The sequence below is a fragment of the Burkholderia sp. LMG 13014 genome (assembly GCF_905232215.1).
GTDB lineage: Bacteria > Pseudomonadota > Gammaproteobacteria > Burkholderiales > Burkholderiaceae > Burkholderia.
The window spans coordinates 1-24,903 of record NZ_CAJNKE010000041.1; the positions used below are offsets into that span (position 1 = coordinate 1).

23 protein-coding genes and 3 pseudogenes are annotated in these 24,903 nt (G+C 63.3%); 15 read left to right on the forward strand and 11 right to left on the reverse strand.

Going from position 1 to position 24,903, the window contains the following annotated elements; all coding sequences use genetic code 11:
- Positions 1-231 (reverse strand): response regulator (locus tag JYJ84_RS08005; protein WP_205189157.1); only part of this gene is annotated, 231 nt, incomplete at its 3' end.
- A gap of 136 nt (positions 232-367) precedes the next feature.
- Here JYJ84_RS08005 and JYJ84_RS08010 point away from each other — a divergent pair.
- Complete coding sequence (locus JYJ84_RS08010) at positions 368-1,054, forward strand: response regulator transcription factor (protein WP_122949257.1); 687 nt, start codon at positions 368-370, stop codon at positions 1,052-1,054.
- A complete protein-coding gene (locus tag JYJ84_RS08015; RefSeq protein ID WP_174958454.1) occupies positions 1,041-2,441 on the forward strand; it encodes a HAMP domain-containing sensor histidine kinase in 1,401 nt (466 codons plus the stop codon). Before JYJ84_RS08010 ends, JYJ84_RS08015 begins: the two co-directional genes overlap by 14 nt.
- 1,114 nt (positions 2,442-3,555) lie before the next feature.
- On the opposite strand, the gene JYJ84_RS08020 is transcribed toward JYJ84_RS08015, so the two are convergent.
- Positions 3,556-4,476, reverse strand: coding sequence for a LysR family transcriptional regulator (locus JYJ84_RS08020; RefSeq protein ID WP_175221496.1), 921 nt, complete (start codon positions 4,474-4,476; stop codon positions 3,556-3,558).
- A gap of 150 nt (positions 4,477-4,626) precedes the next feature.
- Here JYJ84_RS08020 and JYJ84_RS08025 point away from each other — a divergent pair, with 150 nt between their 5' ends.
- From JYJ84_RS08025 to JYJ84_RS08075, 10 genes and pseudogenes are all read left to right on the forward strand, one after another.
- Positions 4,627-5,577 (forward strand): ketopantoate reductase family protein, encoded by a 951-nt coding sequence (locus tag JYJ84_RS08025; RefSeq protein ID WP_175221495.1) that lies wholly within the window; start codon positions 4,627-4,629, stop codon positions 5,575-5,577.
- Positions 5,574-5,966, forward strand: a complete 393-nt coding sequence (locus JYJ84_RS08030) for a VOC family protein (RefSeq protein WP_175221494.1) — start codon at positions 5,574-5,576, stop codon at positions 5,964-5,966. Before JYJ84_RS08025 ends, JYJ84_RS08030 begins: the two co-directional genes overlap by 4 nt.
- Before the next feature lie 2 nt (positions 5,967-5,968).
- Positions 5,969-6,427, forward strand: a complete 459-nt coding sequence (locus JYJ84_RS08035) for a MaoC family dehydratase (RefSeq protein ID WP_175221493.1) — start codon at positions 5,969-5,971, stop codon at positions 6,425-6,427.
- Positions 6,427-7,650, forward strand: coding sequence for a CaiB/BaiF CoA-transferase family protein (locus tag JYJ84_RS08040; protein ID WP_175221492.1), 1,224 nt, complete (start codon positions 6,427-6,429; stop codon positions 7,648-7,650). Before JYJ84_RS08035 ends, JYJ84_RS08040 begins: the two co-directional genes overlap by 1 nt.
- Complete coding sequence (gene aroE / locus JYJ84_RS08045) at positions 7,647-8,480, forward strand: shikimate dehydrogenase (RefSeq protein ID WP_175221491.1); 834 nt, start codon at positions 7,647-7,649, stop codon at positions 8,478-8,480. The genes JYJ84_RS08040 and aroE overlap by 4 nt, the downstream gene beginning before the upstream one ends.
- Before the next feature lie 19 nt (positions 8,481-8,499).
- Entirely contained in the window at positions 8,500-8,943 is a 444-nt protein-coding gene (gene aroQ, locus JYJ84_RS08050; RefSeq protein ID WP_175221490.1) for a type II 3-dehydroquinate dehydratase, read from the forward strand.
- A gap of 156 nt (positions 8,944-9,099) precedes the next feature.
- Entirely contained in the window at positions 9,100-10,527 is a 1,428-nt protein-coding gene (locus tag JYJ84_RS08055; protein ID WP_175221489.1) for an MFS transporter, read from the forward strand.
- A gap of 245 nt (positions 10,528-10,772) precedes the next feature.
- Positions 10,773-11,996, forward strand: a complete 1,224-nt coding sequence (locus tag JYJ84_RS08060; RefSeq protein WP_175221488.1) for a Bcr/CflA family efflux MFS transporter — start codon at positions 10,773-10,775, stop codon at positions 11,994-11,996.
- Positions 11,986-12,978 (forward strand): annotated as a pseudogene (locus tag JYJ84_RS38485) (DUF1302 family protein). The gene JYJ84_RS08060 and the pseudogene JYJ84_RS38485 overlap by 11 nt, the downstream one beginning before the upstream one ends.
- Before the next feature lie 102 nt (positions 12,979-13,080).
- On the forward strand, positions 13,081-13,527 hold the full coding sequence (locus JYJ84_RS08075; RefSeq protein WP_175221485.1) for a DUF1329 domain-containing protein: 447 nt from the start codon (positions 13,081-13,083) through the stop codon (positions 13,525-13,527).
- Between the two features lie 371 nt (positions 13,528-13,898).
- Here JYJ84_RS08075 and JYJ84_RS08080 read toward each other — a convergent pair.
- From JYJ84_RS08080 to JYJ84_RS08100, 5 genes and pseudogenes are all read right to left on the reverse strand, one after another.
- Positions 13,899-14,102 (reverse strand): annotated as a pseudogene (locus JYJ84_RS08080) (glyoxalase); the annotation flags it as partial.
- A gap of 66 nt (positions 14,103-14,168) precedes the next feature.
- On the reverse strand, positions 14,169-14,615 hold the full coding sequence (locus JYJ84_RS08085) for a DoxX family protein (RefSeq protein WP_175221484.1): 447 nt from the start codon (positions 14,613-14,615) through the stop codon (positions 14,169-14,171).
- A 1-nt stretch (position 14,616) separates the two neighbouring features.
- Positions 14,617-16,506, reverse strand: a complete 1,890-nt coding sequence (locus JYJ84_RS08090) for an amidohydrolase (RefSeq protein WP_175221483.1) — start codon at positions 16,504-16,506, stop codon at positions 14,617-14,619.
- 19 nt (positions 16,507-16,525) lie between these two features.
- Complete coding sequence (locus tag JYJ84_RS08095) at positions 16,526-16,693, reverse strand: DUF1427 family protein (RefSeq protein ID WP_175221482.1); 168 nt, start codon at positions 16,691-16,693, stop codon at positions 16,526-16,528.
- Between the two features lie 170 nt (positions 16,694-16,863).
- Positions 16,864-17,550: a hydrolase gene (locus tag JYJ84_RS08100; RefSeq protein WP_175221481.1), complete on the reverse strand. Its 687-nt coding sequence runs from the start codon at positions 17,548-17,550 to the stop codon at positions 16,864-16,866.
- A gap of 321 nt (positions 17,551-17,871) precedes the next feature.
- Between JYJ84_RS08100 and JYJ84_RS08105 the strand changes: the two genes are divergently transcribed.
- Together JYJ84_RS08105 and JYJ84_RS08110 are read left to right on the forward strand one after the other, a co-directional pair.
- The gene (locus JYJ84_RS08105; protein WP_175221480.1) at positions 17,872-18,153 is read left to right on the forward strand and encodes a XapX domain-containing protein; all 282 of its coding nucleotides are present in this window, start codon (positions 17,872-17,874) and stop codon (positions 18,151-18,153) included.
- Positions 18,154-18,389: 236 nt separating this feature from the next.
- Positions 18,390-19,298 (forward strand): LysR family transcriptional regulator, encoded by a 909-nt coding sequence (locus JYJ84_RS08110; RefSeq protein WP_175221479.1) that lies wholly within the window; start codon positions 18,390-18,392, stop codon positions 19,296-19,298.
- A 162-nt stretch (positions 19,299-19,460) separates the two neighbouring features.
- Here the strand turns inward: JYJ84_RS08110 and JYJ84_RS08115 are convergent, their stop codons facing one another.
- Both JYJ84_RS08115 and JYJ84_RS08120 read right to left on the reverse strand, forming a co-directional pair.
- Entirely contained in the window at positions 19,461-20,924 is a 1,464-nt protein-coding gene (locus JYJ84_RS08115; RefSeq protein ID WP_175221602.1) for a mechanosensitive ion channel family protein, read from the reverse strand.
- A gap of 281 nt (positions 20,925-21,205) precedes the next feature.
- Positions 21,206-22,999, reverse strand: coding sequence for a winged helix-turn-helix domain-containing protein (locus JYJ84_RS08120; RefSeq protein ID WP_175221478.1), 1,794 nt, complete (start codon positions 22,997-22,999; stop codon positions 21,206-21,208).
- Between the two features lie 489 nt (positions 23,000-23,488).
- Here JYJ84_RS08120 and JYJ84_RS08125 point away from each other — a divergent pair, with 489 nt between their 5' ends.
- Positions 23,489-24,130 carry an HD domain-containing protein gene (locus tag JYJ84_RS08125; protein ID WP_175221477.1) on the forward strand — a complete coding sequence of 214 codons (642 nt, stop codon included), beginning with the start codon at positions 23,489-23,491 and terminating at the stop codon, positions 24,128-24,130.
- Here the strand turns inward: JYJ84_RS08125 and JYJ84_RS08130 are convergent.
- Positions 24,109-24,592, reverse strand: a pseudogene (locus tag JYJ84_RS08130) (alpha/beta fold hydrolase); the annotation flags it as partial. The gene JYJ84_RS08125 and the pseudogene JYJ84_RS08130 sit on opposite strands and share 22 nt — an antisense overlap.
- A gap of 58 nt (positions 24,593-24,650) precedes the next feature.
- The coding region (locus tag JYJ84_RS08135) for a DUF3331 domain-containing protein (RefSeq protein WP_205189158.1) at positions 24,651-24,903 on the reverse strand (253 nt) is incomplete at its 5' end.

Below are 24,903 nucleotides of genomic sequence, written 5' to 3' on the forward strand. Positions count from 1 at the left end.
CATCAGCACCGGCGTCGCGCGATCGTGCTCGCGCAGGCGCCGCACCAGCTCGATGCCGTCGAGCCCCGGCAGCTTGCGATCGGTGACGATCACGTCGTAGATGCCCTCGCGCGCGAGCGCGAGCCCGAGCGCGCCGTCGCCCGCCGTATCCACGACGTGGCCGCTCTCGGTCAGGCCGCGCGCGATGAACTGCGCGCCGCGCGCGTCGTCTTCGACGATCAGGATCCGCATGCTGGAACGAATTAGGTTAAATTTATTTCATGTTGGCGCGAACCGGATGTTGGACAAGCCGGTACATACTGCCAGCGCCTAGTTTACGCTTTGCGCGCGGCCGGCGAGCCGATGCACCTTCCCTGGCGGATCCCAGATGCCCACACTCCTGGTCGTCGAAGACGATCATCAGACCCTCGACGAAATCGTCTCCGCGCTCACCGACTACGGCTGGGCGGTCGAATCCGCGCGAACGGGCCGCGACGGCCTCATGCTCGCGGTCGCGAAGCAGTACGACGCGATCGTGCTGGACCGGATGCTGCCCGGCGGCCTCGAGGGGCTCGGCATGCTCGCGGCGATCCGCAGCGCGGGCGTGACCACGCCCGTGCTGATCCTGAGCGCGCTGTCCGCGGTCGACGAGCGCGTGCGCGGCCTGCGCGCGGGCGGCGACGACTACCTGACGAAGCCGTTCGACTTCATCGAGCTGACCGCCCGCCTCGACGCGCTGATGCGCCGGCGCGACGCGCCCGCCAGCGCCGAGCACGCCTACCAGGTCGGGCCGCTGTCGCTCAACCTGCTGACGCGCGAAGTCACCTGCGCCGGGCGGCCGGTCGCGCTGCTGCCGCGCGAATACCTGCTGCTCGAATTCCTGATGCGGCATGCCGACCAGACCGTGAGCCGCACGATGCTGTTCGAGGCCGTCTGGGGCTATCGGCTCGACGAGCGCACCAACGTGATCGACGTGCATGTCAGCCGCCTGCGCAAGAAACTCGATCCGACCGGCGCGCTGTCGCTGATCCGGACGGTACGCGGCTCGGGATATACGCTTCGTGCAACTGACTGACCTCCACCGCACCACCAGCTTCCGGCTCGCGACGCTGTTCCTCGCGATGTTCGGCATCGTGTCGCTGGTGCTGTTCGCGTACCTGTACGTCGAGATCACCGGCTTCGAGACGGAGCGCGTCGACGACTGGCTCGTGCGCGAACACGCTGCGATCGTGCGCGACGCCAACGCCGACCTCGCCGCGCGCTTCATGCACCAGAGTCAGTTCGATCCGCGCCAGCAGCGGCCGTTCGGCCTGTTCGACGCGCAGGGCAAGCACGTCGCGGGCGGCTACATGGGCGACCGGCCGCCGATCCCGGTGTTCGACAAGCCTTTCTCGATGCGGCTGACCGTGAGCGGGGAACACAGCGTTCCGGGCCGCTGCATCGCCACGCGGTTGCCGGACGGCCGCACCGCGATCCAATGCCAGAACACGCGCGAACTCGACCACTTCGACGAGGAACTGCTGCACGTGCTCGCGACAGCCGGGCTGCTGATGCTGCTGACGGGGCTCGTCGGCGCGGCGTTCGTCGGCGTCGGTGCGGTGCGGCGGCTCGACGCCGTCACGCGATCGATCGAGGAGATCGTGTCCGGCAACCTGAGCCAGCGCCTGCCGGTCCATACGAAACACGACGACATGGGGCGGCTCGTGCACGTCGTCAACGGCATGCTCGACGAGATCGAGCGGCTGATGCACGAGGTCAAGGGTGTGTGCGACGCAATCGCACACGACCTGCGTACGCCGCTCACGCGCCTCCTCGCGGGGCTCGAACGTGCGCAGCGGCGCGCGCGCAGCGAGGCCGATTATCGCGCCGCAATCGACGACACGATCGCCGAGGCCGGCAGTATCCTGCACACCTTCAATGCGATGTTGCGCATCTCCGAGATCGAATCGCACGCGCGCCAGCAGAATTTTTCCGTCGTGGATCTCGCCACCGTCACCAACGATGTCGTCGAGTACTACGAACCGACTGCCGAGAACAAACGCATTACGCTCGACTATCGGCGCGTGTCGGATGTTTCGCTTGAATTGCGGGGCGACCGCAACCTGCTGTTCGAGGCATTGGCCAATCTCGTCGACAACGCGATCAAGTTCGCGCCGGACGGCGGTCACGTGTCGATCCAGCCGTTTCGCGATTCGACGGGCATCGGCATCACGATCGTCGACGACGGCCCGGGCATCGCACCGGATGAGCGGCAGGCGGTGCTACAGCGCTTCTATCGCGCGGAGACGAGCCGCCACACGGCGGGCAGCGGCCTCGGGCTCAGTCTTGCTGCCGCGATCGCGACGATGCACGGGATGACGCTGCGCTTCGATGACGTCGACGTCGGCTGCAGCGTCACGTTGCATGCGCCACGTGTGCGCGCGGAACCCGGCCGCGCGCCGGACAGCGCGGCGCCGGTGTAGCCGGGCGGACCGACGTCCTGGTTTTCCAACATCGTTCGACGCTCAGGCGTCAGGCAGGATGCGACGCGCCGGGTTGCAGACGAGCGTAGACGACCTCCCGTGCAGGCGCCACGACATGCGTTCGCTCACGGTCGCGCACGAAGCGCAGCTTCGACGAACGGGTTCGTGCAGGTTTATCTGGCTGTGATGCCGTGGACGGGGTTGCCGCGTTCACGGCGATTGGCGGAAGGCAGCAGACTACAACCATCGCTCGCGCAGACCCGCCAGATAAGACTCCCGCAGTTGCAGATAGCCTCCTACCCACAATCCTGCCCATATTGGGCTCAGCGGCAATCCAATATCGGCCGCAACGCCCTGATGGCAAAGGGACGCCGAGCAGTTTCACGCCAAAATGCCCCCAAAGCTGCCCTCACGCGCTCAGTTACATTCGGGACGCTCCCTAGAAGCCGCCACGATGCTAGCATGCCCGTCCGACGAGAATGTTAATTATGCCAAGTTGCTGAGATGGTTGTCGGGAGGCCCTTGATTTCGATGCAGTTTACCGGTGTAGGTCGATCTAGCTGCGACAAGACTCTTCGGTCAGACCCGTAAATAATATATTTATTAATCAAAGAGTTCAGATTGCCTTTGACGCCCACGGCGCAGCGTCGTAGATCCGAACGACGACGACGTCGCCCCAAGCTGCGCGCAAACGGCGCAACCAGTCCGTTGCCAGCTATCGAGCCAGAACGAGCTCGCCTGCTGCAGCAGCTGCCCTTCACATCACAGTGTCCGTCGGCGCCTCTCAGGCACGATTTCCGACGAACTCAGCGACGACGTGTGGTCGGGACGGATCTGATTCGCTTTTGTGCCGTCTCTTAGCCCAATGCAACGTGGGTCGATGAAGATCTCGGTTAGTTCCGAAATCCTCATCGGCTGCAATCGCTTTTTCAAGAAAAGTTGCTCCCTTTTTGGCCATCTCCGGCACAAACTTACAATTTGCAGAAGTAGCGCAACGTTCGGAGTCATTCACCCTGGCACGAGTCCATCAAGCGGGCATCCCATCACGGAGAATCGTCGGACTCAATGTAGAGCGCTCGATACATCTCCCGAGTCAACCGACGCTCGCATTGCGTCAGCGCGAACCGCCAAATAACTGAATCACCACGCTACGCAGCCAGCGATTCCCCGCTTCGTGATGATACCGGCCGTGCCAATGCTGCCGGACTGCAAAGCCTTCCACCGGGATCGGGCATGAGTGAACCACCAGGTCACTGGCCCGAGCCAACGTCTCGCCGATGTGACGTGGCAGCGTCGTGATCAGATCGGTGCTCTGGATGATGGCACCCAGCCCCAAGAATCCCGGCAACTCCAGCACGACCTGACGGTCGATGCGTTCCCGCATCAGCGCCTGCTCGAGGAGTTGCGCGCCGGTGCCCGCCGTGATGACCACGTGTCCCTCCGCACAATATTGCTTCACCCCAAGTCGGGTACGGATCCTGGGGTGGCGACGGTTGGCAAGGCACACCCAGTCCTGCTCGTACAACTGCTGCTGATAAATGCTGCCGCCGAGCCACGGGGCATAGCCTATCGCGAGATCGGCCTCGCCGGATTCAAGCGCGCGTTCCGTGTTGCCGTCGAACCGCGCGGCTTCCAGCCGGATGCCGGGCGCCGCCGCGTGGACATGCGCCAGCAGCTGCGGAAGCAGTGTGACGTGGCTCGCGTCGGTCATGCAGATGCGAAATCGTCGCTGCGCCGTGGCGGGATCGAATGCGATCTCCCATGCGGTGAACCGTCTCAGCGACTCGAGAATTTCCCTGCACGGCCCGATGAGCGCATCGGCCTGCGGCGTCGGCGCCATTCCGCCCGGCGTTCGAATGAACAATGGATCGTGCAGGTATTCCCGCAAGTGCCCGAGCCAAATGCTGACCGTCGGCTGGCTCTGACCGAGCTGCTCGGCCACGCGCGTGACACTTCGCACGTCGTACAGAAGATCGAAGAGCTGAAGCAGCTTCAGGTCGGGAAGGTCGGTCGACGTCATCGCATTATTGTCCATGGCAATGACGCCATTGTAGTCATTGCATTGCCAGCGTGAGCGCCGAATCCTATCGTGCAGCTATTCGTCAGCTTTGCATTGGACCGAAGTAAGTGCTGAAGCACTAGCTCCGGACGACATAGCGTTAACTCTGGTCGACAGGAAAAACCAATGAAGATTGCGATTCTGGGCGCCGGCGCACTGGGCTGTGCGATCGGTGCCACCCTCACCGAAGGCGGTCACGAGACCTGGCTGATCGACCGCTCTCCCGCACACGTCGAAGCGATGCGTCGCGACGGCCTGCGGGTCGACGACACCGGCGGCTCCCGGCAAGTGCGCGTCCATGCGACGACGCAAGCGGCCGAAGTCGGTGCAGCCGATCTGGTGGTGGTGCTGGTCAAGTCGTTCCATACCGAGACGGCCATGCGCGGCGCACAAGCGCTGGTGGGGCCAGATACGCTCGTGCTGTCGCTGCAGAACGGTCTCGGCCACGAGGACCTCCTGGCCGACGTCGTCGGCCGCGAGCGCGTGCTCGCCGGCAAGACCTATGTCGGCGGCGTACTGCGCGGCGCGGGTCATATCGAGTCCGGCGTGGTCGGCAAGTACACCTATATCGGTGAGCTCGACGGCCGCATCACGCCGCGTGTACAGGCGATCGCCGACGCGTTCAATACCGCCGGCCTTGCCACGACGATCAGCGACAACATTGTCGGCACCATGTGGGACAAGCTGCTGGTGAACGTCGCGACGGGCGCGCTGACCGGCGTTACTGGTCTGACCTATGGGCAGCTCTACGACGAGCCGCTGCTGAAGGCAGCGTCGCTCGCGGCCGTGGCCGAGGCGATGGCGGCGGCGCAGGCAGCCGGCGTGAAGCTGTCGATGACCGATCCCGAACAGGCATGGACGCTCGCCGCCGAGGGGCTGCCCGCGACCTTCAAGACCTCAATGCTGCAAAGCCTGGAGAAAGGCTCGATCACCGAGATCGACTTCATCAATGGTTCAGTCGTTCGGTGGGGGCAGCGCTACGGCGTGCCGACCCCGGTCAATGCGACGCTCGTCGCCTGCATCAAGGGGCTCGAGCGCGCGATGGCCGATCGCCAACGCGAGGAGGTCGACGCATGAATGCCCCGAAAGCCTATCTTGAACACGTTGCGATCTGGGTGAAGGACATCCGCTGGCACATCTGCTTCTTCGAGGAAGTCCTCGGCATGACCCTGCGCGAAGTGGACGGAACGCTCGACGCGCCCCGGCAGTATTGGACGCTCGGCGGCCTGCAGTTCATCCACGCGCCGGAACATGACGGCCCGGAAGGCCGGCTCGCCCATCTCGGCGTGATGTGCGAAGACCTGGAGGCCGCGCTGGCCGCGGCACAACGATTCGGCGTAACGGAGATGCCGCAGGGGCGCAACTGGCTTCGCTTGCCCGACGGGCTCGCCGTCGAACTGATCCAGGCCAGGCCGGCTTCATGCGTCGCGCAGGCACTGGCAATCAACCCGCGCGCGGAGGCGTGACCATGACGATCGTCGAGAAATACTGGGATGACGCCCGTGAGGGCGACGAATGCGTGAGTCCGAACTACACGGTGACGAAGGAGCGCATTCTCGCCTACGCCGATCTCACCGGCGACCATACGCCCGTCCACGTGGACGAGGACTACGCGAATGCCAGCCACTTCGGCTGCCTCGTCGCGCACGGGCTATTCGGCTTGTCCATCGCCGACGGCCTGAAGACGCAGAGCGACTACCGCTTTCTGCCGGGCATGTCGCTCGGCTGGACGTGGGACTTTCTCCTGCCTATCAAGGTCAACGACGTGCTGCACGTCAAATTCCGCGTCGGCTCGATGCGGGCAAGCAAGAGCCGCCCCGACTGGGGCATCGTCGTGCTGCCTTCCGAGTTGATCAATCAGGACGGCCAGGTCGTTCAACGCGGCGAACATCGCCTGATGGTGCCGCGCCGTCCGGGAGCGTTCTGATGCAAGCCCGTCCCCTCGAAGGCATTCGCGTCGTCGACTACAGCCATTTCCTCGCCGGCCCCTATGTCGGGCGGTGCCTCGCGGCACTCGGCGCGGAAGTGATCAAGGTCGAGCGTCCCGGCACCGGCGACGCCGGACGCCAGCACGCGACCGTGCTCGACGATCAGCAAAGCGGTTATTTCCTGCAGCTCAACATGGGCAAGCGCGGCGTGAGCGTCAACATGAAGGACGCGCGCGGCAAGGCATTCATGCAGCGACTGTGCGACTCGGCGGACGTGTTCATCGAGAATTACCGACCGGGCGCGCTGGACAAACTTGGGCTGGGTTATGCCGAACTGTCGGCGCGCAATCCGGGCCTCGTCTACTGCTCGATTTCGGCGTACGGCCACACCGGACCGGACGCGCATCGTGCCGGTTTCGGGCTGATCGCCGAGGCCAAGAGCGGCATCATGCAGATGGTCGGCACGCCGGGCGAGCGGCCGCCGCTGCTACGTATCTCGCTGGGCGACATGTACACCGGCATTCATGCGGTGGCGGCCATAAATGCCGCGCTTCTGGGGCGCGTGAAGAGCAATCGCGGGCAGCACATCGACATGGCGCTGTACGACACGCTGGTGTCGATGCACGAATACGCGGTGCAGTGCTATACGCTGCAAGGCGTGCTGCCCGAGCAGACCGGGCACGACATGCCGACCTCGACGCTCTATGGCGTGTTCCGTGCCGCGGACGGCGATCTCGTGATCGCCGCGCAAGTCGACGACGCGTGGAAACGCTTCGCTGCGCTGATCGAAGCGCACGGCGGCCCGCCGGGCTTCGGTGCCGACACGCGATTTCACGACAGTGTCGGACGCAACGCGCACCGCTCGGAGATTCTTTCGGTGGTCGAGCCGTGGGTGGCCGCCCGTTCCGTCGCGTCGGTACTCGAACTGCTGGATCAGATCGACGTTCCTTGCGCGAAGGTGCAGCGCATCGACGAGGTGCTGGCCGATCCGCAGATCCAGGCAAGAGGCATGCTCGTCGAGCAGCAGCATCCGCGCTATGGGACGCTGCGCCTGCCTAACCTGCCGTTCCGGTTCTCCGATTGCGATACGACGATTCGCGATACCGCACCCGATCTCGGACAGCACAACGCCGAAGTCGCGCATTCGCTCGGATTCGATCCGGCCGAAATCGACGCGATGCAGGCCGACGGCGTCCTCTATTCAAAAGCGAGCCAGCGATGACCGACCAGTACGCAGTGATCGGCAATCCGATCGGACACACGAAATCTCCGCTGATTCACCGCCTCTTCGCGCAAGCAACGCGGCAGGACATCAGCTATACGGCCATCGAGGGACCGGTCGAGCCGGACGGCGCCTTTGCCGGCGTGGTTCGGGCATTCGCCGCGAGCGGCGGCAAGGGCATCAACATCACTGCCCCGTTCAAGCTCGACGCTTTCGCGATGTCGGACGAACGAAGCGAGCGCGCGAAACTGGCGGGAGCGGCCAATGCGCTCAAGTTCGAAGGTGGCCGCATCCTGGCCGACAACTTCGACGGTATCGGGCTCGTCCGCGACATCGAAGTCAACCTCGGCCTCCCGATGGCCGGCAAACGCGTGCTGCTGCTCGGCGCGGGCGGCGCAGCCCGCGGTGCACTGCTGCCTTTCCTCGACGCCGTACCGGCCGAGATGGTCATCGCGAATCGCGACGTCGACAAGGCGCACGCACTGGCCGCGCAGGTCGCCGGGCGCGGTCCGCTCGTTGCCAGCAGCTACGCGAACCTGGCTCGGATGGGACGTTTCGAGCTGGTGGTCAATGCAACGTCGGCCAGTCTGGCCGGTGACCTGCCGCCTGTTCCGCCGAGCGTGTTCAGTCCGGACGGCACGGCCTACGAGCTCGCCTACGGCAAGCGTCTGACGCCTTTTCTCCGACTCGCAAAAAATGCGGGCGTGCACGGAATCGCGGACGGTGTCGGCATGCTGGTCGAGCAGGCGGCCGAAGCGTTCGCCTGGTGGCGTGGCGTACGTCCCGAGACCAGTTCGGTGATCGATCGGCTTGCCGTGCCTTTTGACTGAATGTGCGATGGAGACCCCGATGAAAAAGATCCTCATGCTGCATGGCATCAATCACAACATGTTCGGCAAACGCGATCCGGCGCAGTACGGGACCATCACGCTGGCGGAGATCGACGCGCGACTGCAAGGGCTCGCGACCGAGCTGGGCGCGCAGGTGGAATCGTTCCAGACGAACAGCGAGGCATTGCTGTGCGAGCGTATTCATCGCGCATTCGAAGAACGTCAGGATGCCGTACTTATCAATGCCGGTGCCTGGACCCACTACAACTACGGCATCCGCGATGCGCTGGCCATCCTCACCTGCCCCATCGTCGAATTGCACATGTCCAACATACATGCCAGGGAACCGTTCCGGCATCACTCCGTTTTCGCCGACATCGTCAGCGGGCAGATATGCGGCTTCGGTGTTGACAGCTATCTGCTGGCCCTGCGGGCGGCCGCCTCGGCGATCGATCGAGCGTGAGTCACGCTGCACAAGAACAGATCGGCCGAAGGCCGACATAGGCAGGGCCGCGACGGTTGCCCCGGTCGGGTGAAAAGGAACCGAAGCTTCGGGCAGGAGTCGGTTCCTCGCAGGCGCGTTGCCATCTGCCCTCGATATCAATATATGGAGACAAGCATGATCGAAGCCACATCACAGGAGCCTCGCGGCAAGCATCAGTCGAAGAAGGCCGCCGCCAGCGGCTGGATCGGGTCGGTGCTCGAGTACTACGATTTTTTCATCTACGCCACCGCATCGGCGTTGATCTTTCCGCAGATCTTCTTCCCGAAGGGCAATGCGACTACCGCCATCATCGCGTCACTGGCCACCTACGGTGTGGGTTATGTATCGCGGCCGATCGGTGCCTTCGTGCTCGGTCATCTCGGCGACACGCATGGACGGAAGACCGTGCTGCTCTGGTGCATGTTCCTGATGGGCTTCTCGACCATCGGGGTAGGCCTGCTGCCGACCTATGAGCAGGTCGGGCTGCTGGCGCCGGTACTGCTGGTGATCCTGCGCCTGGCGCAGGGCTTTGCGGTGGCCGGCGAGATCTCGGGCGCCAGTTCCATGATCCTGGAGCACGCGCCCTTCGGACGCCGCGGCTTTTTCGCGAGTTTCACGCTGCAGGGCGTGCAGGCCGGTCAGGTGCTGGCGGCTGCCGTGTTCCTGCCACTCGCCCACTACTTGCCGGCCGAGCAATTCAACAGCTGGGGCTGGCGCATTCCGTTCCTGCTCAGCTTCGTGGTCATCATCGCGGCCTGGATCATCCGCCGCAAGGTGGACGAGACGCCGGCCTTCACCGCGGAAATCCGGCAGCAGTCCCGCCCTCGTTCACCGGTAATCGACGCTTTCAAGTACAGCTGGACGGACATGCTGCGTGTGGTATGCATGGCGCTGATGAACGTGATTCCGGTGGTGGCCACCATCTTCGGCGCGGCCTACGCGGTGCAGCCGGCCTACGGCATCGGCTTCGCGAAGGACGTCTACCTCTGGATTCCGGTGGTGGGCAACATCGTCGCGGTGCTGGTGATTCCGTACGTCGGCAACCTGTCGGACAAGATCGGCCGCAAACCGCCCATCATTTTCGGTGCGCTGCTGTCGGGCCTGCTCGCGTTCGCCTACCTCTATGCGATCAGCATCAAGAGCGTACCGCTGGCTTTCGCGATGTCGCTGCTGATGTGGGGCGTTGTCTATCAGGGCTACAACGCGGTGTTCCCGAGTTTCTACCCCGAACTTTTCCCGACCCGCACCCGTGTCTCGGCCATGGCAATCGCGCAGAACCTCGGCACCGCCGCCACCGCGATGCTTCCGGCGCTCTTTACGGCCGTGGCTCCGCCCGGGGCTGCCAATGTCTGGTTGATCGTGGGCGCAATCGCGTTCGGCGCCACCGTGATTGCATCGATTGCCGCGTTGAGCGCTCGGGAAACCTATCGCATTCACATGAACGATCTGGGACAGCCGAATGCACAGCCGGTCGACAAGGCCGAATACGATCGCCTGCGTGCACAGGCAATTCAACCGGACAGCACGTCGGACGAGCGAGGATCAAGGTCCCTTCAACGCTAGTCGCGGTTGTGTCGAACTGCTTCGGCGCCGTCGCTGCCAGCGCCGTTCATCGTCACAGGCGCGTACGCATGAAACTTGTCCGATCGGACAGGTATCATTCTGCCTGATGTCGTATCCGTGCCTGGAACCATCCGGAAAACAATTGCGACTGCAATGGTCGGCCTCGACGTACCTGCGCCCTATTGCGCTGGCGGCATAGCTGCCGCAAATCCATTCAGGAAAGGTTCTTTCCCGGAACTGCTCAAATGATCCGCCGCGCTCCCATTGACTTTGCACTGTTGCTACCGCTTTTGCTGGCGGCGCAGCCGGTAGCGACTGACAGTTACCTGCCGGCGCTGCCCGAAATCGCCGCAACGCTGGGCTCGGCCAGCATCAGCCTCACGGTTTTTGCGTTGGCATTCGGCATTGGACAGTTGCCGATGGGCAGTCTGTCCGATCGCTTCGGCCGTCGGCCGGTGCTGTTGACTGGCCTCGCACTTTACGCGGTCGCTGCGCTGGGTGCCGCGCTCGCTGCGACCGCTGTGATGTTGACTGTGACACGCGCGTTTCAGGGGTTTGCGATGGCCGCGATCCTGGTATGCGCGCGTGCGACGGTGCGCGATCGATATCCGACCAACGATGGGCCACATGTGATGGCGCGCGGATTCACGGGGATGGGGATGATGGCGTGTGTCGCGCCGATCCTTGGCGCATATGTGACCCAACACGCAGGTTGGCGGTGGGTCCTTGCGGGCATGAGCCTGTATGCTTCCGTGCTGCTTGCGATGTGCTGGCGCGGTTTTGAAGAATCCCGTCAGCAGGGAGATGCGGGCCAGCGACCTGCCGGCGACGTACGGGAAATCTTCTCCAGCGCGACATTCAGGGTGTGGGCACTCGTGGCCGCCTCGACCTATACCGGCATGTTCTGCTTTCTGTTGCTCTCGCCGGCGATCTACATCGGATATCTCGGTATATCGCCTCCGCTATACGGCTGGATACCCGCGTTCGGCACCTTGGTCTACGTTGCGAGCACGTATGGATGCCGACGACTGCTAAACCGCCAGAGCATGCTTCGCACCGTGCGGCAAGGCGCGACGCTGAGCCTCTCTGGCGCCGTGATCCAGGCGCTCGGCTGCTTGCTGCTTCCCTGGAGTGCGTGGCCTCTGCTATTGGGACACGGGGTATATTGTCTCGGCCACGGGATCCACCAACCTTGCGGACAGGCAGGCGCAGTGAGCGGTCTGCCGCACCTTGCAGGTCGTGCCGTGTCATGGTCCGGCTTCATCATGATGTTGTTCGCTTTCTGCATTGGCCAAACGGCGGCAACCTTCGTCGACCCGCATCATCAGTTAGGCGCTTGGCCGATGGTGGTGCCGATGCTTGTCGTTGGCGTTACGCTTGTGACAATCGCCTTCGTCTGGCTGCCAAAGCTCGACGATTCGACGCAACCGGCTGTAGTTGCCTCAGTGATCTCCGCCGATGCCGAATAGGTACCCTGGATCGGCCAACCACCTGCCTGAAGGCGGCACCTATCTGGGTACGGTCGACTTCGGCTTCCAGGGACCGAACCTGTTGGAGGAAACGATTCCACGCGGCGCCGCCATCAAGCCGAACAACGGCTTTCATAACGACTATGGCGCCAAAGTCACCTGGACCCCGCAATGGCTCGGCGGCACGTTGGGCTTCTACTACCGCAACTTGACGGAAACGCAACCGTGGGTGCTGCTCGGCGTGAACCCGACGACTGGCGCCGCCAACTATCACCTGGCCTACGGCTCGAACGTGAAACTCTACGTCATGAGCCTCGACAGACAGATCGGCGATTTCAGCACCGGCCTCGATGTGTCGTATCGGCATAACACCGCGTTGAACAGCGGAACCGGCCCTCGTCCCGGCAACCTGCAAGGCCGGGAGGGTGCGCGCGGCGACGTCGTCAACGTGATCGGCAACGTACTGGCGGGATTGTCGCGCACGCGGTTATGAAACACCGGTACCGCGTTGGCTGAAATAGCTTTCACGCAGAAGGTCCGAACCACCAGCAACGGCGCGCTCTATAACGGCGTAGGCAACGCGGCCGAATGTCCGAGCGGCAGCAAGTGGGCCGGCTGTTCCACCAACAATTCAGTTGCGCTCGCGGTGCAATTCGATCCGCAATGGCTGCAGGTCTTTCCGGGTGTCGATATCGATGCGCCGATGTTCACCCAGTACGGCCTGTGGGGCAATACGCCAAGTTTGGGCGGCACCAATCAGGGTTCGATGATCTACACCTTCGGCCCGCACGCGCTGATTCAGAACAAATACAACATCACGCTGCAATACAACGGCTATCACTCGCAGGCAGGCGGCCAGACCAACTTCGGTCTCGCCAATGGTTTGCCGAGCGGCGGCCCGTCGTATTACGCAACGGGTAACGGTCCGTATTTCTACAACGACAAAGGTTGGGTTTCGCTGACGTTCTCTTCTTCATTCTGACGGGCGGCCATGCCACGCCCTCTGCCACGGACGCCGACGAGCGCCGGATAAAAGGTCGTTCGCACCGCTAGGATTTCTTTGACACATATTCTGGAGACAAGCATGAAACTTGCAATGGTACTGACAACGATGGCGATGGCAGTAGCCGCTAGTGGGCCGGTGCTCGCCGCAATCAGCGCCGACGAGGCCAAGGAACTGGGCGGCGAGAAGCTAACCGAATTCGGCGCGAAGAAAACCGGCAGCGCGGACAGCTCTATCCCACCGTACACAGGCGGCGTGAAGGACCTCAAGATCCCCGCCGACTTCAAACCAGGCAGCGGCCGCTATCCCGATCCGTTCAAGGATGACAAGCCGATCGAATCGATCACCAAAGCGAATCAAGCAACGTACGCCGACCAGTTGACGCCCGGCACGAAGGCGCTACTCGACCGCTTCCCCGGCTTTCGCGTCGACGTGTACAAGACGCACCGCACCATGACTTATCCGGACTGGGTACTGAAGAACACCGCGGGCTGCGCGACAACTTCCAAACTGGTCGGAAAGGTCTAGGGCGACGGCGTAGCCAGGCGGCTCAATGAGCGTCCGCGAAAGACGCTAGACTTCGATACACCGGCTGAGCGATTTCATCAATTCGTTGCATCGACGGGTTGAATCCGTATTCGATGAGTATCCACAATTCGTCATCAACGATCGGCGCTTGCATTCCTCATGATCTCGTTGCTCAGATGCTTGAGGTTAACAGGTCCCCGGCGAAGTCAACAGCCCCTCGAGGGTCTTTTTGAACTGGCTTCTTAGGAATCCTGGACCGCTCCGAGAGCTAGCTTTCCCGCAAACTTGACCCTGAACCAGGAGGAGGTTTGCCATGAAGCGCAAGCGCTTTTCGATTGAACAGATTGTGGCGATGTTGAAGTAACCATAGCTGAGCATGTCGGCGTCACCTGGAATACGCCCTGCTTCGACTTGTTACCGCCGAACGTCGCGACGCTGCTGTCGGTGAAGCGGTCGAAGTCCTCGGGCGCTACGTAGGCGTGCGGCGTGTCATATTGCGGATCGACCGCGAGCGTAGTGGTGGGCTTGGGTGGCATTGCGAACGAAGCGGGCACGGCGACGAAGCCGCTCACCATCATCAAGTCAAACAATGCTTCTTCATGACCGAACCTCCTTCTGGTTTCAACGTGCCGTCCAAACGATCAGGCGCGCCCGTCTCCTTCCTCACGCTGGACATCGCCGAGCATGGTGACGAGGATGAGCGCCGCAATCAGCCCCAGGTGCTCGAAAAAGCTGTTGAGCGCCATGAAGCGCGCCACGCCCGTTTGGTTCCAGAAGTCGTTCGCGACCAGCATCGCGACGACGGTCAGCAAGCCGAGTCCACCCGCGCCAATCCAGGTGAACCGGCGAAATACCACACACAGCGAACCGCCGATCTCGACGAAAACCGCCAGTGCAGCCCAGAGCGCGGGCGGGTGCAAGCCGAAATGCGCCTGCTCCGCGCGCGCATCACCGAAGTGCATCGCCTTGTTGACTCCTCCGATCAGAAAGGCGGACACCAGCGCGAGTCGTACCAGCGCGCCGACCCACGGCTGCGCAAGCAGGACACGAATCCACCCGGGGCTGCACCGGCCGGTTGTCGTCGACATGTCAGATCGCCCAGCAGGAACAACCGAATGCGCCCCAGAAGCCCTTCGCGTCCGATGTCGGTAACGCACTACCCCACGCGCTCGCATGCGCATGCTCGTGTACGTTGCAGGCGCTCGCGCAGCCGCACATCGCAGCAGCGGCCGCGCGCTGCAGCGGCGCGCCGTTACGCTGTGTGGCGCCCCAGCCACCATAGCCGCCGTACTCGCGCACGGGCGACCAGTCGGGCATCGCGGGCGGAATCGGCGCATCGTGCGACGCGAACGGCCCCGCGCCCCACACGATCCGCCCGCCGACCACCGTCAGCAAGGCGGTCGTGTCGGCGATATCGTCTTCCGCGCACGTAAAGAAATCGCGATCCGGGACCACCAGATCGGCGAGCTGCCCGACCGCGACACGCCCTTTCTTCCCTTCCTCGTTCGAGAACCAGGTCACGTACTCGGTCCACATGCGCAGCGCGGTCTCGCGATCGAGCAGGTTGCGCTGCGGGTACATCCGCAGGCCACCGACCGTCTTGCCCGTCACGAGCCACGCGAGCGACACCCATGGGTTGTATGACGCGACGCGCGTTGCGTCGGTGCCGGCCGAGACCTTGATGCCCTTCGCGAGCATCTTCGCAACGGGCGGCGTCGCTTCGGCCGCCTGCGCGCCATAGCGCTCGACGAAATACTCGCCCTGGTAAGCCATCCGATGCTGCACCGCGATGCCGCCGCCGAGCGCGGCAATCCGGTCCATCGATTTTTCGGTAACGGTTTCCGCGTGATCGAAGAACCAGTTCAGACCGGCAAGTGGGATGTCCTTGTTGACCTTCTCAAACACGTCGAGCGCGCGGCTGATGGTTTCGTCGTAGGTCGCATGCATGCGCCACGGCCAGCGGTTCTGCGCCAGTACACGTACCACGCCTTCGAGATCGTCTTCCATCTGCGCCGGCAGATCCGGGCGCGCCACGCGGAAGTCCTCGAAATCGGCTGCCGAGAACACCAGCATTTCGCCCGCGCCGTTGTTGCGGAAATAGTCGGTACCGTCGTGATACTTGACGCTCTTCGTCCAGTTCACGAAGTCTTCCTTTTCGGCATTCGGCTTCTGCGTGAACAGGTTGTACGCGATCCGGATCGTCATCTCGCCGGCGTCGTGCAGCTTGCGGATCACCTTGTAATCGTCGGGATAGTTCTGTGACCCGCCGCCCGCGTCGATCACGCCCGTCACGCCGAGACGGTTCAGTTCGCGCATGAAGTGGCGCGTCGAGTTGTACTGGTATTCGAACGGCAGCCTCGGCCCTTTCGCGAGCGTCGCGTAGAGGATCGTCGCGTTCGGGTTCGCGAGCAGCAGGCCGGTCGGGTTGCCCGCGGCGTCGCGCAGGATCGTGCCGCCCGGCGGCTCCGGCGTCTCCTTCGTATAGCCGACCACATGCAGTGCCGCGGCATTCAGCAGCGCGCGGTCGTACAGGTGCAGGATGAACACGGGTGTATCGGGCGCTGCCGCATTGAGCTCGTCGATCGTCGGCAGGCGCTTCTCGACGAATTGATGTTCGGTGAAGCCGCCGACCACGCGCACCCACTGCGGGGCGGGTGTGATTGCGACTTGCCGCTTGAGCATCTCCATCGCGACCGCAAGCGAAGGCACGCCGTCCCAGCGCAGCTCCATGTTGTAGTTCAGCCCACCGCGAATCACGTGGCAGTGGTTGTCGATCAGGCCCGGCAGCACGGCGCGGCCGCCGAGGTCGACGACTTTCGTCGCACGCCCGGCGAGTGGCATGACGTCCGCGTCGTTGCCAACCGCGACGAAGCGGCCGGCTGCTATTGCCACCGCTGTCGCGGTGGGGTTCGCCCGGTCGAGGGTCGTGAACCTTCCGTTGTGGAGAATCAGATCCGGTTGGGTCTCGGTTGCGGTCATATGCGTCACCTTGCTTCGATCAGAAGCCAAAGAGCTGTTTGAGAGTGGGGATAGCCTGCACGCCGATCACCATGCCGAGCAACCCGACAAGGGCAATCAGCGGCGGTGCGGGAGAACGAACCTTGATCACGCTGTAAATGACACCGATCAGCAAGCCCGCACCAAGCGAAACCAAGTAAGGTTCCATACGATCAATTTCTCGGACAAGTTGAATGGCAGGCCGTACGCCTCTGCAAACGTTCTGCGGGCGGCATCCGTGTATCGAACACGTTCCGCCGCCCGCGTTTGCGTATCGCCGATGTCATGCGCTTACATGGAACACGCGGCAACGGCATCGTCAGTGGCGATCGGCGACGCTCACTTCGCCGGCACGGGGCCGAGCGACTCGTGCGGCGTCGCGGTGCGCGGTGCAGTCTTATGAACCATCGTGTACGCGTAATCCACGCCCATCCCGTACGCGCCGGAATGCTCCTTCGCAATCGCCATCACGGCGTCGTAAGTCTCACGATGTGCCCAGTCACGCTGCCACTCGAGCAGGACTTGCTGCCACGTCACCGGCACGACGCCGGCCTGCACCATCCGCTGCATCGCGAAATCGTGCGCATCCTTCGACGTGCCGCCCGATGCGTCGGCGACCATATAGATTTCGTAGTCGCCTTCGAGCATCGCGCAGAGCGCAAACGTCGTATTGCAGACCTCCGTCCACAGGCCGGAGACGACCACTTTCTTGCGACCGTTGGCGGCCAGCGCGTCGCGCACCTTCTGGTCGTCCCACGAGTTCATCGACGTACGTTCAAGCGTCTTCTGGTTCGGAAACACGTCGAGCAGCTCGGGATAGGTGTGACCCGAAAAGCTTTCGCTTTCGACCGTCGTGATCGTGGTCGGAATGTTGAACGCCTTGGCAGCCTTCGCGAGCCCGACAACGTTGTTCTTCAGTGCCTGACGATCGATCGACTGGACGCCGAAAGCCATCTGCGGCTGCTGGTCGATGAAGATCAGCTGGCTGTTCCCGGGGGTGAGTACTTCAAGCTTCGGATTGCTCATGACGGTGATGTCCTTTGACGCGGAGAAAAATAAAACCTGCCTCGCCGACCACGCCGGGAGGCGCCCAATGCGCTGTGCCGGGAGGTTCGCCTGCCAGCCCGTGTCATTCAATACGCAAATTCATGGTAGCGCCACTTAATCATTCCAATTAATAAAATACCCAAAACGGCACCTTAAAAGATCTTAAATCAATTGAATTCAATCGCCGCGATCAGGGCGACCTGATACGCTGGTGACAGGCTTGACGCACGGCGCTCGCCCGGTATTCGTCGGTAGTTATCCGCATTTTTCACGCGGTTGTCATTCGCTTATATTGGTTATATGAAACCGTATATTTATTCGCTATTATCCGGAATTCTCGCCGGTATCGTTTACTACCTGATCGGCGTGCAATCGCCGGCGCCGCCTACCGTCGCGCTGGTCGGCCTGCTGGGCATCCTTGCCGGCGAACAGATCGTTCCACTCGCACGCCGGATGCTCTCGGGGACCCGACTGGGAGCAGCGTGGAGTGAAGCGAAATGCAGCCAGCACATGTTCGGGCCCCTGCCCGGCGCGCATGCATCCAATGCCGCGGCGAAGCGCCCGCCGTTGACACCGACGTGACTCATCTCGATTGACCTGATTCGGGCGCGCCAACTGCCGCGCGCCCGGCTTCCGTGGCAGGTGCCAGCCGTCGGTGGCGCGGCAAGCCGGTACGTATGAAGATTGAAGCTCGGGACGCTATCGAAGACCTGTCCCGCTGTCCGTTTCCGGTACGCGGATGAATTGTTCCAAATCGTATTGGACTCGACGGGTCTTGGCGATAACATGACAACCCGACGCCCCCCGTGGAATTCACTATGAAGCTGTCATTCGAAGCGCTCGAAGCACTGGATGCGATCGACCGCACCGGCACGTTCGCCGAAGCCGCGGAGCTCCTGCACCGAGTGCCGTCCGCACTGACCTATCTCGTGCAAAAGCTCGAGAGCGACCTCGACGTCGCGCTGTTCGACCGCAGCGGACGCCGCGCGAAGCTCACGCATGCGGGTCGCGTAGTCGTCGAAGAGGGTCGCCGGCTTCTTCATGCGGCCGAACAGCTCGAACTCAAGGCGCAGCGTGCGCAGCAAGGCTGGGAAACCGAGGTTCGCATCTGTATCGACGAGATCCTACCGTTCGAGGCGTTGTGGCCTTACGTGCACACGTTCTACGGACTCGAGATGAACACCCGGCTGCGGCTGTCCACCGAAGTGCTCGGCGGCACCTGGGATGCGCTTATTTCGCGCCGCGCGGATCTCGTCGTCGGCGCGGCGGGCGAGCCACCGGAACTGCCGAACATCGTTGCGCGGCCGATCGGCACGCTCAAGCACGTGTTCGCTGTCGCCCCCACCCATCCGCTCGCGGCACTCCCCGAGCCGCTGTCGATGGCGTCGGTCGTCGAGTATCGCGGCGCCGTCATCAGCGATACCTCCCGCGAACTGCAGCCGCGCTCGGTCGCCATCGATGCCGGGCAGCCGTATCTCGCGGTACCCACCCTCGCCGCGAAACTGGCCGCGCAGTGCGAAGGGCTCGCCGTGGGCACGCTACCGGATTGCATCGCGGCACGCGCGATCGCGCAGGGGAAGCTCGTCGCACGCCAGGTGACCGGCATGCGCGACACGACACATTGCTATATTGCGTGGCGAGGCGACGAGGCCGGACGCGCGCTGCACTGGTGGGTCGATCAACTCGCGCTCCCCGATCTCGTCGACCGGTTCACCGCATTTGCCTGATTCCGCCGCTCGGGCGCGCTCCCGTATCCGGAACGTGCTTGCTCTACGCGAGCGGCACGCAATAGCCTCGACAGGGGACGTGCGCTTGGTGGCCGCGCCCATGTCGCCGGCGTCGGGCCGCACAGCTCGCCCCGTCTTTCCCCCAAGCAATCTGCCATCGCGTCAACCGAACGAATCGTGAAGACGCTTCATCTCCTTCTCGAGCCACTCGATCAGGCTGAACGACGCATGCGCCTTCGCAGCCGGCGGGATCATCATCTTCTCCTCGGTCGCGATGTGCTCGGTGAGCGATTCGCACATCAACCGTCCCAGTTCGGGTTTCCTTGCAATCAGCGGCGACAGGTCGCGACTGCTCAACTGATAGACCGTCACGGCGGTCACGGCGTAGACGCTCGCATGAAGACGCGTTCCAGCCAGAACGACGGACTGGCCGATCGCATCGCCGGGCGCCATCCGCCTGACTTCGATGTTGCCTGTGGCGCTCGGCACGAACACCGACGCGACGCCGGCCCCGACGATGGTCAGCAGGCGCGAATCGGAATCCGATGCGTAGATCACCTCGCCCTTGTGGAAAACGCGGGATGCCAGCGCATCGGCCAGCACCGCCAGATCGGCGTCGTCGAGTTGCTTGAAGAGTTCGACCGCGCGCAGCAGCCGCTGACCGCGCGACACCGGACGGTGCGCCGCGGCCGACCCCGCAAGCGGGCGCAACGCGATGTCCGCGGCGGCCAGATGCCGGTGGGCCAAATCGTAGAGCCGGTTACGGACCCCCCCCTTTTTCTCCAGCGAGTCGACATAACAGACGAGCTCGTATTCGACTGCGTTGGCCCTGAACGCCTTGACGACCGCCACCGGTGCAGGATTCATCAGCACCTCCAACGAACTGGCGGCAGCCCGATCGAGCGCATTGACGACGACGGCTGGCCGTACCTCGGGATCGATCTCGACCGTCAGCGTCACACCGTGCACGTTCACGGGTTCGCTCAGATTGACGATCGTCGCTTTCGCGGCAACGCTGTTGGGCACGACGACCAGGTTACCGAGGCTGTTGATCATCTTGGTCGCGCGCCAGTTGCTTTCGACAATCCGCCCTTCCAGATCGCCGATGGACACTGTATCGCCGAGACGAAACGGCTGGGTGGTATTCAGGACGAGGCCCGAGAACATATCGTTCAGCGTGTTCTGGACCGCCAGACCCAGGATCACGGCCATCGCACCCGACGTCGCGACCACGCCGCTCAGCGGCAGTCCAAGGACGTAGCCGAGCGCGGCTACCGCGGCGGCGCCGAACACGGCGCCCGCGGCGATGTCGTGAAACAGCCGCTGGTTGCGCCACGCGCGCGGCAGCAGCAGATGGTCCAGAATCAGGCTGAACACCAGCGCGAACTGTAGCCACCATGCGACACCAATCACCTGAATCGCCAGGCGGTCGAATCGATCGGGCGACGGTGGGACCGCGAGCGGGCTCACGCCGGTTGCGAACAGCACATAGGTTAGCGTGGCGAACGACGCGCAGCGCCAGACCGCTTTCGTCGTGGAACGGCCATGCCCGAGCAGCCGCCATGCGACGAGGTCGGCAACAACGATCGGCGCGCCATAGGCAACCGTGTGGGACAGGCTCAACATGACGGAACGGGATGCTGACGCGCTGCAAGGACGGACCGGGCAGGATTCATGCAGGTGTCGTTCGGTTGCGCGCGAAGTCGCCGCGGCGGAACATTCGCCGCCTGCCTCCCCGCGCTGGTATTCAGCGGCGTCGCGATATCGATGAGCGGCCGTGCGAACGGGTTTCCTGTGCGCACGCCGGTCCATCGCCGACGGTCCCTGAGCATGCAATGTAGATGCGCCGACCTGCCAGATCCTGTATTCAGGCTGAAACGTTCTGAATTCGTCGGCGGCGCGCGCCGTTACGCGTCGCGCGGCGGCAACTCGGCCTCGCCCGCCTCGAACCCGAGCGCGTGCACTTCGGACCACGCGTCGTGTACGACCTGCGTCGGCCCCGCGGTATGGGCGAGCGCCGCGGCGTAGGCAGCCAGCAGACGAACGCGCGCATCCTCGCACTCCCGCGTCTCGTCCACATTCCGCATCGCATCGAGCGCCGCGCGCGCCCGTTCGCGACACTCGTCCACGAGCGACAGGTCGAACAGGCACGGAACCGCGACAGCCGCAAGAGCGATGCCGACCTCCGCCTCGCCGTTCGGCGAAAATGCCCAGTCGAGTGCCGCGCGCAGATTGCCGAGTTCGCGACGAATCACGTCGAGCCGCGATTCGACCAGCGACCCATCGTCGCTGCCTGGTGCAAGCCGGAACAACGTATGGAAGTAGTTCGCATGCGCACGCGCTGCGGCCACGCATTCGCCGTTGTTCTCGAGTTGCTTCAGTGCATAGGCGCGCGTCGTCGTCAGCAACCGGTAGCGCGGCCCGCCGTGTGCATTCTCGAGGCTCAGGAGCGACTTCGACACGAGGCCGGCGATCGTGTCGAGCAGTTCTGCATCGGCCAACCCCTTCGTTCCGACGATGTCGCGCACCGCGTCGATCGAGAAACTGTCGCGGAACACCCCGAGCCATCGCAACAGCAGGCGCTCTGCGTCCCCGAGCAGGCGATAGCTCCAGTCGTACATTGCCTGCAGCGTCTGATGCCGGGGCAATGCCGTGCGAAAGCCGCCGGTCAGCAACCTGAAATGGTCGTCAAGATGGGCTGCCAGCACGTCGATGCCGAGCACGGCCGCACGGGCAGCAGCCAGTTCGATGGCCAACGGCAGACCGTCGAGGCGTCGACAGACCGACGCCATCAGCGACAGGCTCCGTTCGTCGAGCGGAAAGCGTGGGTCGGCGGCACGCGCGCGCGCCGAGAACAATTGCACCGCGCTTGCGCTCAGGGTTTCGCCTTCATCGGCGCCCTCGCCGGGGACTTCGAGCGGCGGGATCGGACACAGTCGTTCGCCCTGGATACGCAGCGCCTCGCGGCTGGTCGCGAGGACGGACAGCCCGGCATCGGATTCGGTCAGCGCGGTCGCGATCTGCGCGGCGGCGTCGAGCAGATGCTCGCAATTGTCGAGCACGAGCAACATCCGGCGATGCGCGACGCTCGCCAGCACCGCTTCGAGCGTCAACGATCCGGCCGGCTGGACGATGTCGAACGCTCCCGCAAGCGCGTCGGGTACGAATTGCGGACAGGCCACCGTGGCCAGCGACACGAACGCGGCACCATCCGGAAAGCTCGCCTCGGCCCGCATCGCGGCTTCGATCGCGACCCGCGTCTTGCCAATGCCCCCCGCACCGACCAGCGTCACGACGCGCGCCGTGTCGAGTGCCGCAAGTACGTCGGCGACGGTCTGCTCCCGGCCGACGAGTGCGGTGGGCGTGGGCGCCAGCCGCGATGTCGCGGGACGCACGGGCACCGACCCTTCGGCTTGCCCGCCGACCAGCCGATAGCCGCGTCCGGGTACCGTGATGATCAGATTCCGGTCGTCGGCCAGCGCCTTGCGCAATGCGGCGATATGCACCTGCAGGTTGTTCTCCTCCACGATCGTGTGCGGCCACACGCGCTGCATGATCTCGTCTTTCGGCACCAATGCACCGTTCGCCCGAATCAGAAGTTCGAGAATTTCGAATGCACGACTGCCGATACGCAGCAGTTTGCCGTTCGCGCGAATTTCACGTCTGTCAAGAAAAACGTGAAGCGTTCCGATCCGGATCATGGGAATCTTTAATCGATTTCATTCATCGATGCCCTGTCAAAAATGACATCGATTTACCGCCAATGCTACGGCATTTACGTTGCAAAATGATTCAAATTATCAGAACTGAAAGTGCAAATTTTTTGAATCGATGAAAACCACGACCTCCGAAGCCCACCCAGCACGGCGGGCGACGACGTCCCGTATTTCATGCAATGCGCGAAACAGTAATTCATCCATGAACTCGTTTCATACGATAAAACGACCACTAATTCTGATTTCATTTTTTGGCCGATTCAATCGACGTCGCAAATTGAATGATTGGCGTTTACCGCCAAGTAAAAACGACGTGAAAACCCTACCGGAACCGATTCCTGACTTGACGATCGGTCAGTTTTTCCATTCAGGACGATTCAGGCTCCGCTAAGGACATTCAGCAGCGCAACGCGAGACGATACTTCGACGACGCGAGTGTCGAGCGACTGCCGTCGCGCCGCAAGGAACACGACCATGGGCAACCGTATCGCCGGTATCCGGATTCCCGACAGCCCGATCGCACGGGAGGCCGCCGTGATCGTGCGCGCCAGCGAACCGGAACTCCTGGTCCGGCACGCGATGCGTGTGTTCGCATTTGCATCGATCATCGGGCTGCATCGCAACATCGCAATCGACGCCGAGCTCCTGTACGTCGCCGCGCTGTTCCACAACTTCGGGCTGACGGAGCATTACCGGCATTCGCGCCGGCGCTTCGAAATCGACGGTGCGAATGTCGCGCACGCATTCCTCGGAGGATACGGCGTCGCGGCCGCCGATGCGGCCGAGGTATGGCGTGCGATCGCGCTGCACACGACCTTCGGTATTCACCCGTACATGACACCGTTGACGGCATTGCTTGGCGCAGGCATCGAGACGGATCTCTTTGCGCGGCACTTCGACGAAGTGAGCCGGTCCGAACGTGACGAGATCGTGAACGCGTGGCCGCGTGGCCCGTGTTTCAAGGAGCTGTTCCTCGAGGCGCTCGCCGCAGGCACCGCGCATCGCCACGCCACCGCGTTCGGTAACGCCTGCGCCGACGTGCTTGAGCGCTGCGATCCGGACTATCGTCGTACGAATTTCTGCGGCCTGGTGCTCGGGTCGAAATGGATGGAGTGAGCGTGCCGGCCGGCCACGATACCCGCGCGAATCCCGTCGGACGCGGCCACGTCAGTGCCTTCCGGATGGTCGTCGCGCGGCGCGGCCAGCGGCGTCCCCGACCCGACCACCGCGGACTTCGCGACGTGTCGCGTGCCGTGCCGGCCGATGTAGCGGGCCACTTCGCCGCCGCCCATTGAAAAGCCGACGAGCGTCAGTCGCGCAACCCGAGCGTCTCGTTCAGCGTCGCGAGATCGGCCGCCAGTGTGTCGTAGCCGTAGCCCGTCCACGGCTGGCCGAACCGTCCGAAGGCGCGTCGATCCCAGGTGACGCCGCGAAAACCGTTCGACGCGAGGTGATGCATCTGTGGACGTCCCACATGTCCGCAATCAACGGCCTGCCGAGAACGAACACGACCGGGCGCTCCGCTCCCCAACCCTTGTCGTGAATCGAAACGCCGTCGCGTGTCGTGAACGTGCTTATCAAGATTCCTCAGCCGCGAAAAAGCAGTGTCCGCCGGATGGGGCACACCGTTCCAGTGTCACGAATGGGCCAGCCTGACGATGAACCGGTCCAGTTCGGGCGCGAGGATCACCTCCCAGTAGTTCGCGGGGCGGTTCGCGCCGCGCCACTGCGGCTTGTAGATCGCATCGCCGGTGTGAATCGTCTGCCCCGTCAGCGCGCAGCGTCCGATGGAGCGAGACTTCGCGCTGATCCAGCGCTGCTCGTCATAGCGGCAGCGCGTCGGATCGCTCCACGAGAAGTCTCTTATACACATCTGACGCAGACGACGA

Bases quoted from the DNA above. Each gene is read 5' to 3' on its own strand.
- JYJ84_RS08010 (WP_122949257.1), top strand. From the start codon at position 368: ATGCCCACACTCCTGGTCGTCGAAGACGATCATCAGACCCTCGACGAA.
- JYJ84_RS08020 (WP_175221496.1), bottom strand. From the start codon at position 4,476: ATGGACAATAATGCGATGACGTCGACCGACCTTCCCGACCTGAAGCTG.
- JYJ84_RS08025 (WP_175221495.1), top strand. From the start codon at position 4,627: ATGAAGATTGCGATTCTGGGCGCCGGCGCACTGGGCTGTGCGATCGGT.
- JYJ84_RS08030 (WP_175221494.1), top strand. From the start codon at position 5,574: ATGAATGCCCCGAAAGCCTATCTTGAACACGTTGCGATCTGGGTGAAG.
- JYJ84_RS08035 (WP_175221493.1), top strand. From the start codon at position 5,969: ATGACGATCGTCGAGAAATACTGGGATGACGCCCGTGAGGGCGACGAA.
- JYJ84_RS08040 (WP_175221492.1), top strand. From the start codon at position 6,427: ATGCAAGCCCGTCCCCTCGAAGGCATTCGCGTCGTCGACTACAGCCAT.
- aroE (WP_175221491.1), top strand. From the start codon at position 7,647: ATGACCGACCAGTACGCAGTGATCGGCAATCCGATCGGACACACGAAA.
- aroQ (WP_175221490.1), top strand. From the start codon at position 8,500: ATGAAAAAGATCCTCATGCTGCATGGCATCAATCACAACATGTTCGGC.
- JYJ84_RS08055 (WP_175221489.1), top strand. From the start codon at position 9,100: ATGATCGAAGCCACATCACAGGAGCCTCGCGGCAAGCATCAGTCGAAG.
- JYJ84_RS08060 (WP_175221488.1), top strand. From the start codon at position 10,773: ATGATCCGCCGCGCTCCCATTGACTTTGCACTGTTGCTACCGCTTTTG.
- JYJ84_RS08075 (WP_175221485.1), top strand. From the start codon at position 13,081: ATGAAACTTGCAATGGTACTGACAACGATGGCGATGGCAGTAGCCGCT.
- JYJ84_RS08085 (WP_175221484.1), bottom strand. From the start codon at position 14,615: ATGTCGACGACAACCGGCCGGTGCAGCCCCGGGTGGATTCGTGTCCTG.
- JYJ84_RS08090 (WP_175221483.1), bottom strand. From the start codon at position 16,506: ATGACCGCAACCGAGACCCAACCGGATCTGATTCTCCACAACGGAAGG.
- JYJ84_RS08095 (WP_175221482.1), bottom strand. From the start codon at position 16,693: ATGGAACCTTACTTGGTTTCGCTTGGTGCGGGCTTGCTGATCGGTGTC.
- JYJ84_RS08100 (WP_175221481.1), bottom strand. From the start codon at position 17,550: ATGAGCAATCCGAAGCTTGAAGTACTCACCCCCGGGAACAGCCAGCTG.
- JYJ84_RS08105 (WP_175221480.1), top strand. From the start codon at position 17,872: ATGAAACCGTATATTTATTCGCTATTATCCGGAATTCTCGCCGGTATC.
- JYJ84_RS08110 (WP_175221479.1), top strand. From the start codon at position 18,390: ATGAAGCTGTCATTCGAAGCGCTCGAAGCACTGGATGCGATCGACCGC.
- JYJ84_RS08115 (WP_175221602.1), bottom strand. From the start codon at position 20,924: ATGTTGAGCCTGTCCCACACGGTTGCCTATGGCGCGCCGATCGTTGTT.
- JYJ84_RS08120 (WP_175221478.1), bottom strand. From the start codon at position 22,999: ATGATCCGGATCGGAACGCTTCACGTTTTTCTTGACAGACGTGAAATT.
- JYJ84_RS08125 (WP_175221477.1), top strand. From the start codon at position 23,489: ATGGGCAACCGTATCGCCGGTATCCGGATTCCCGACAGCCCGATCGCA.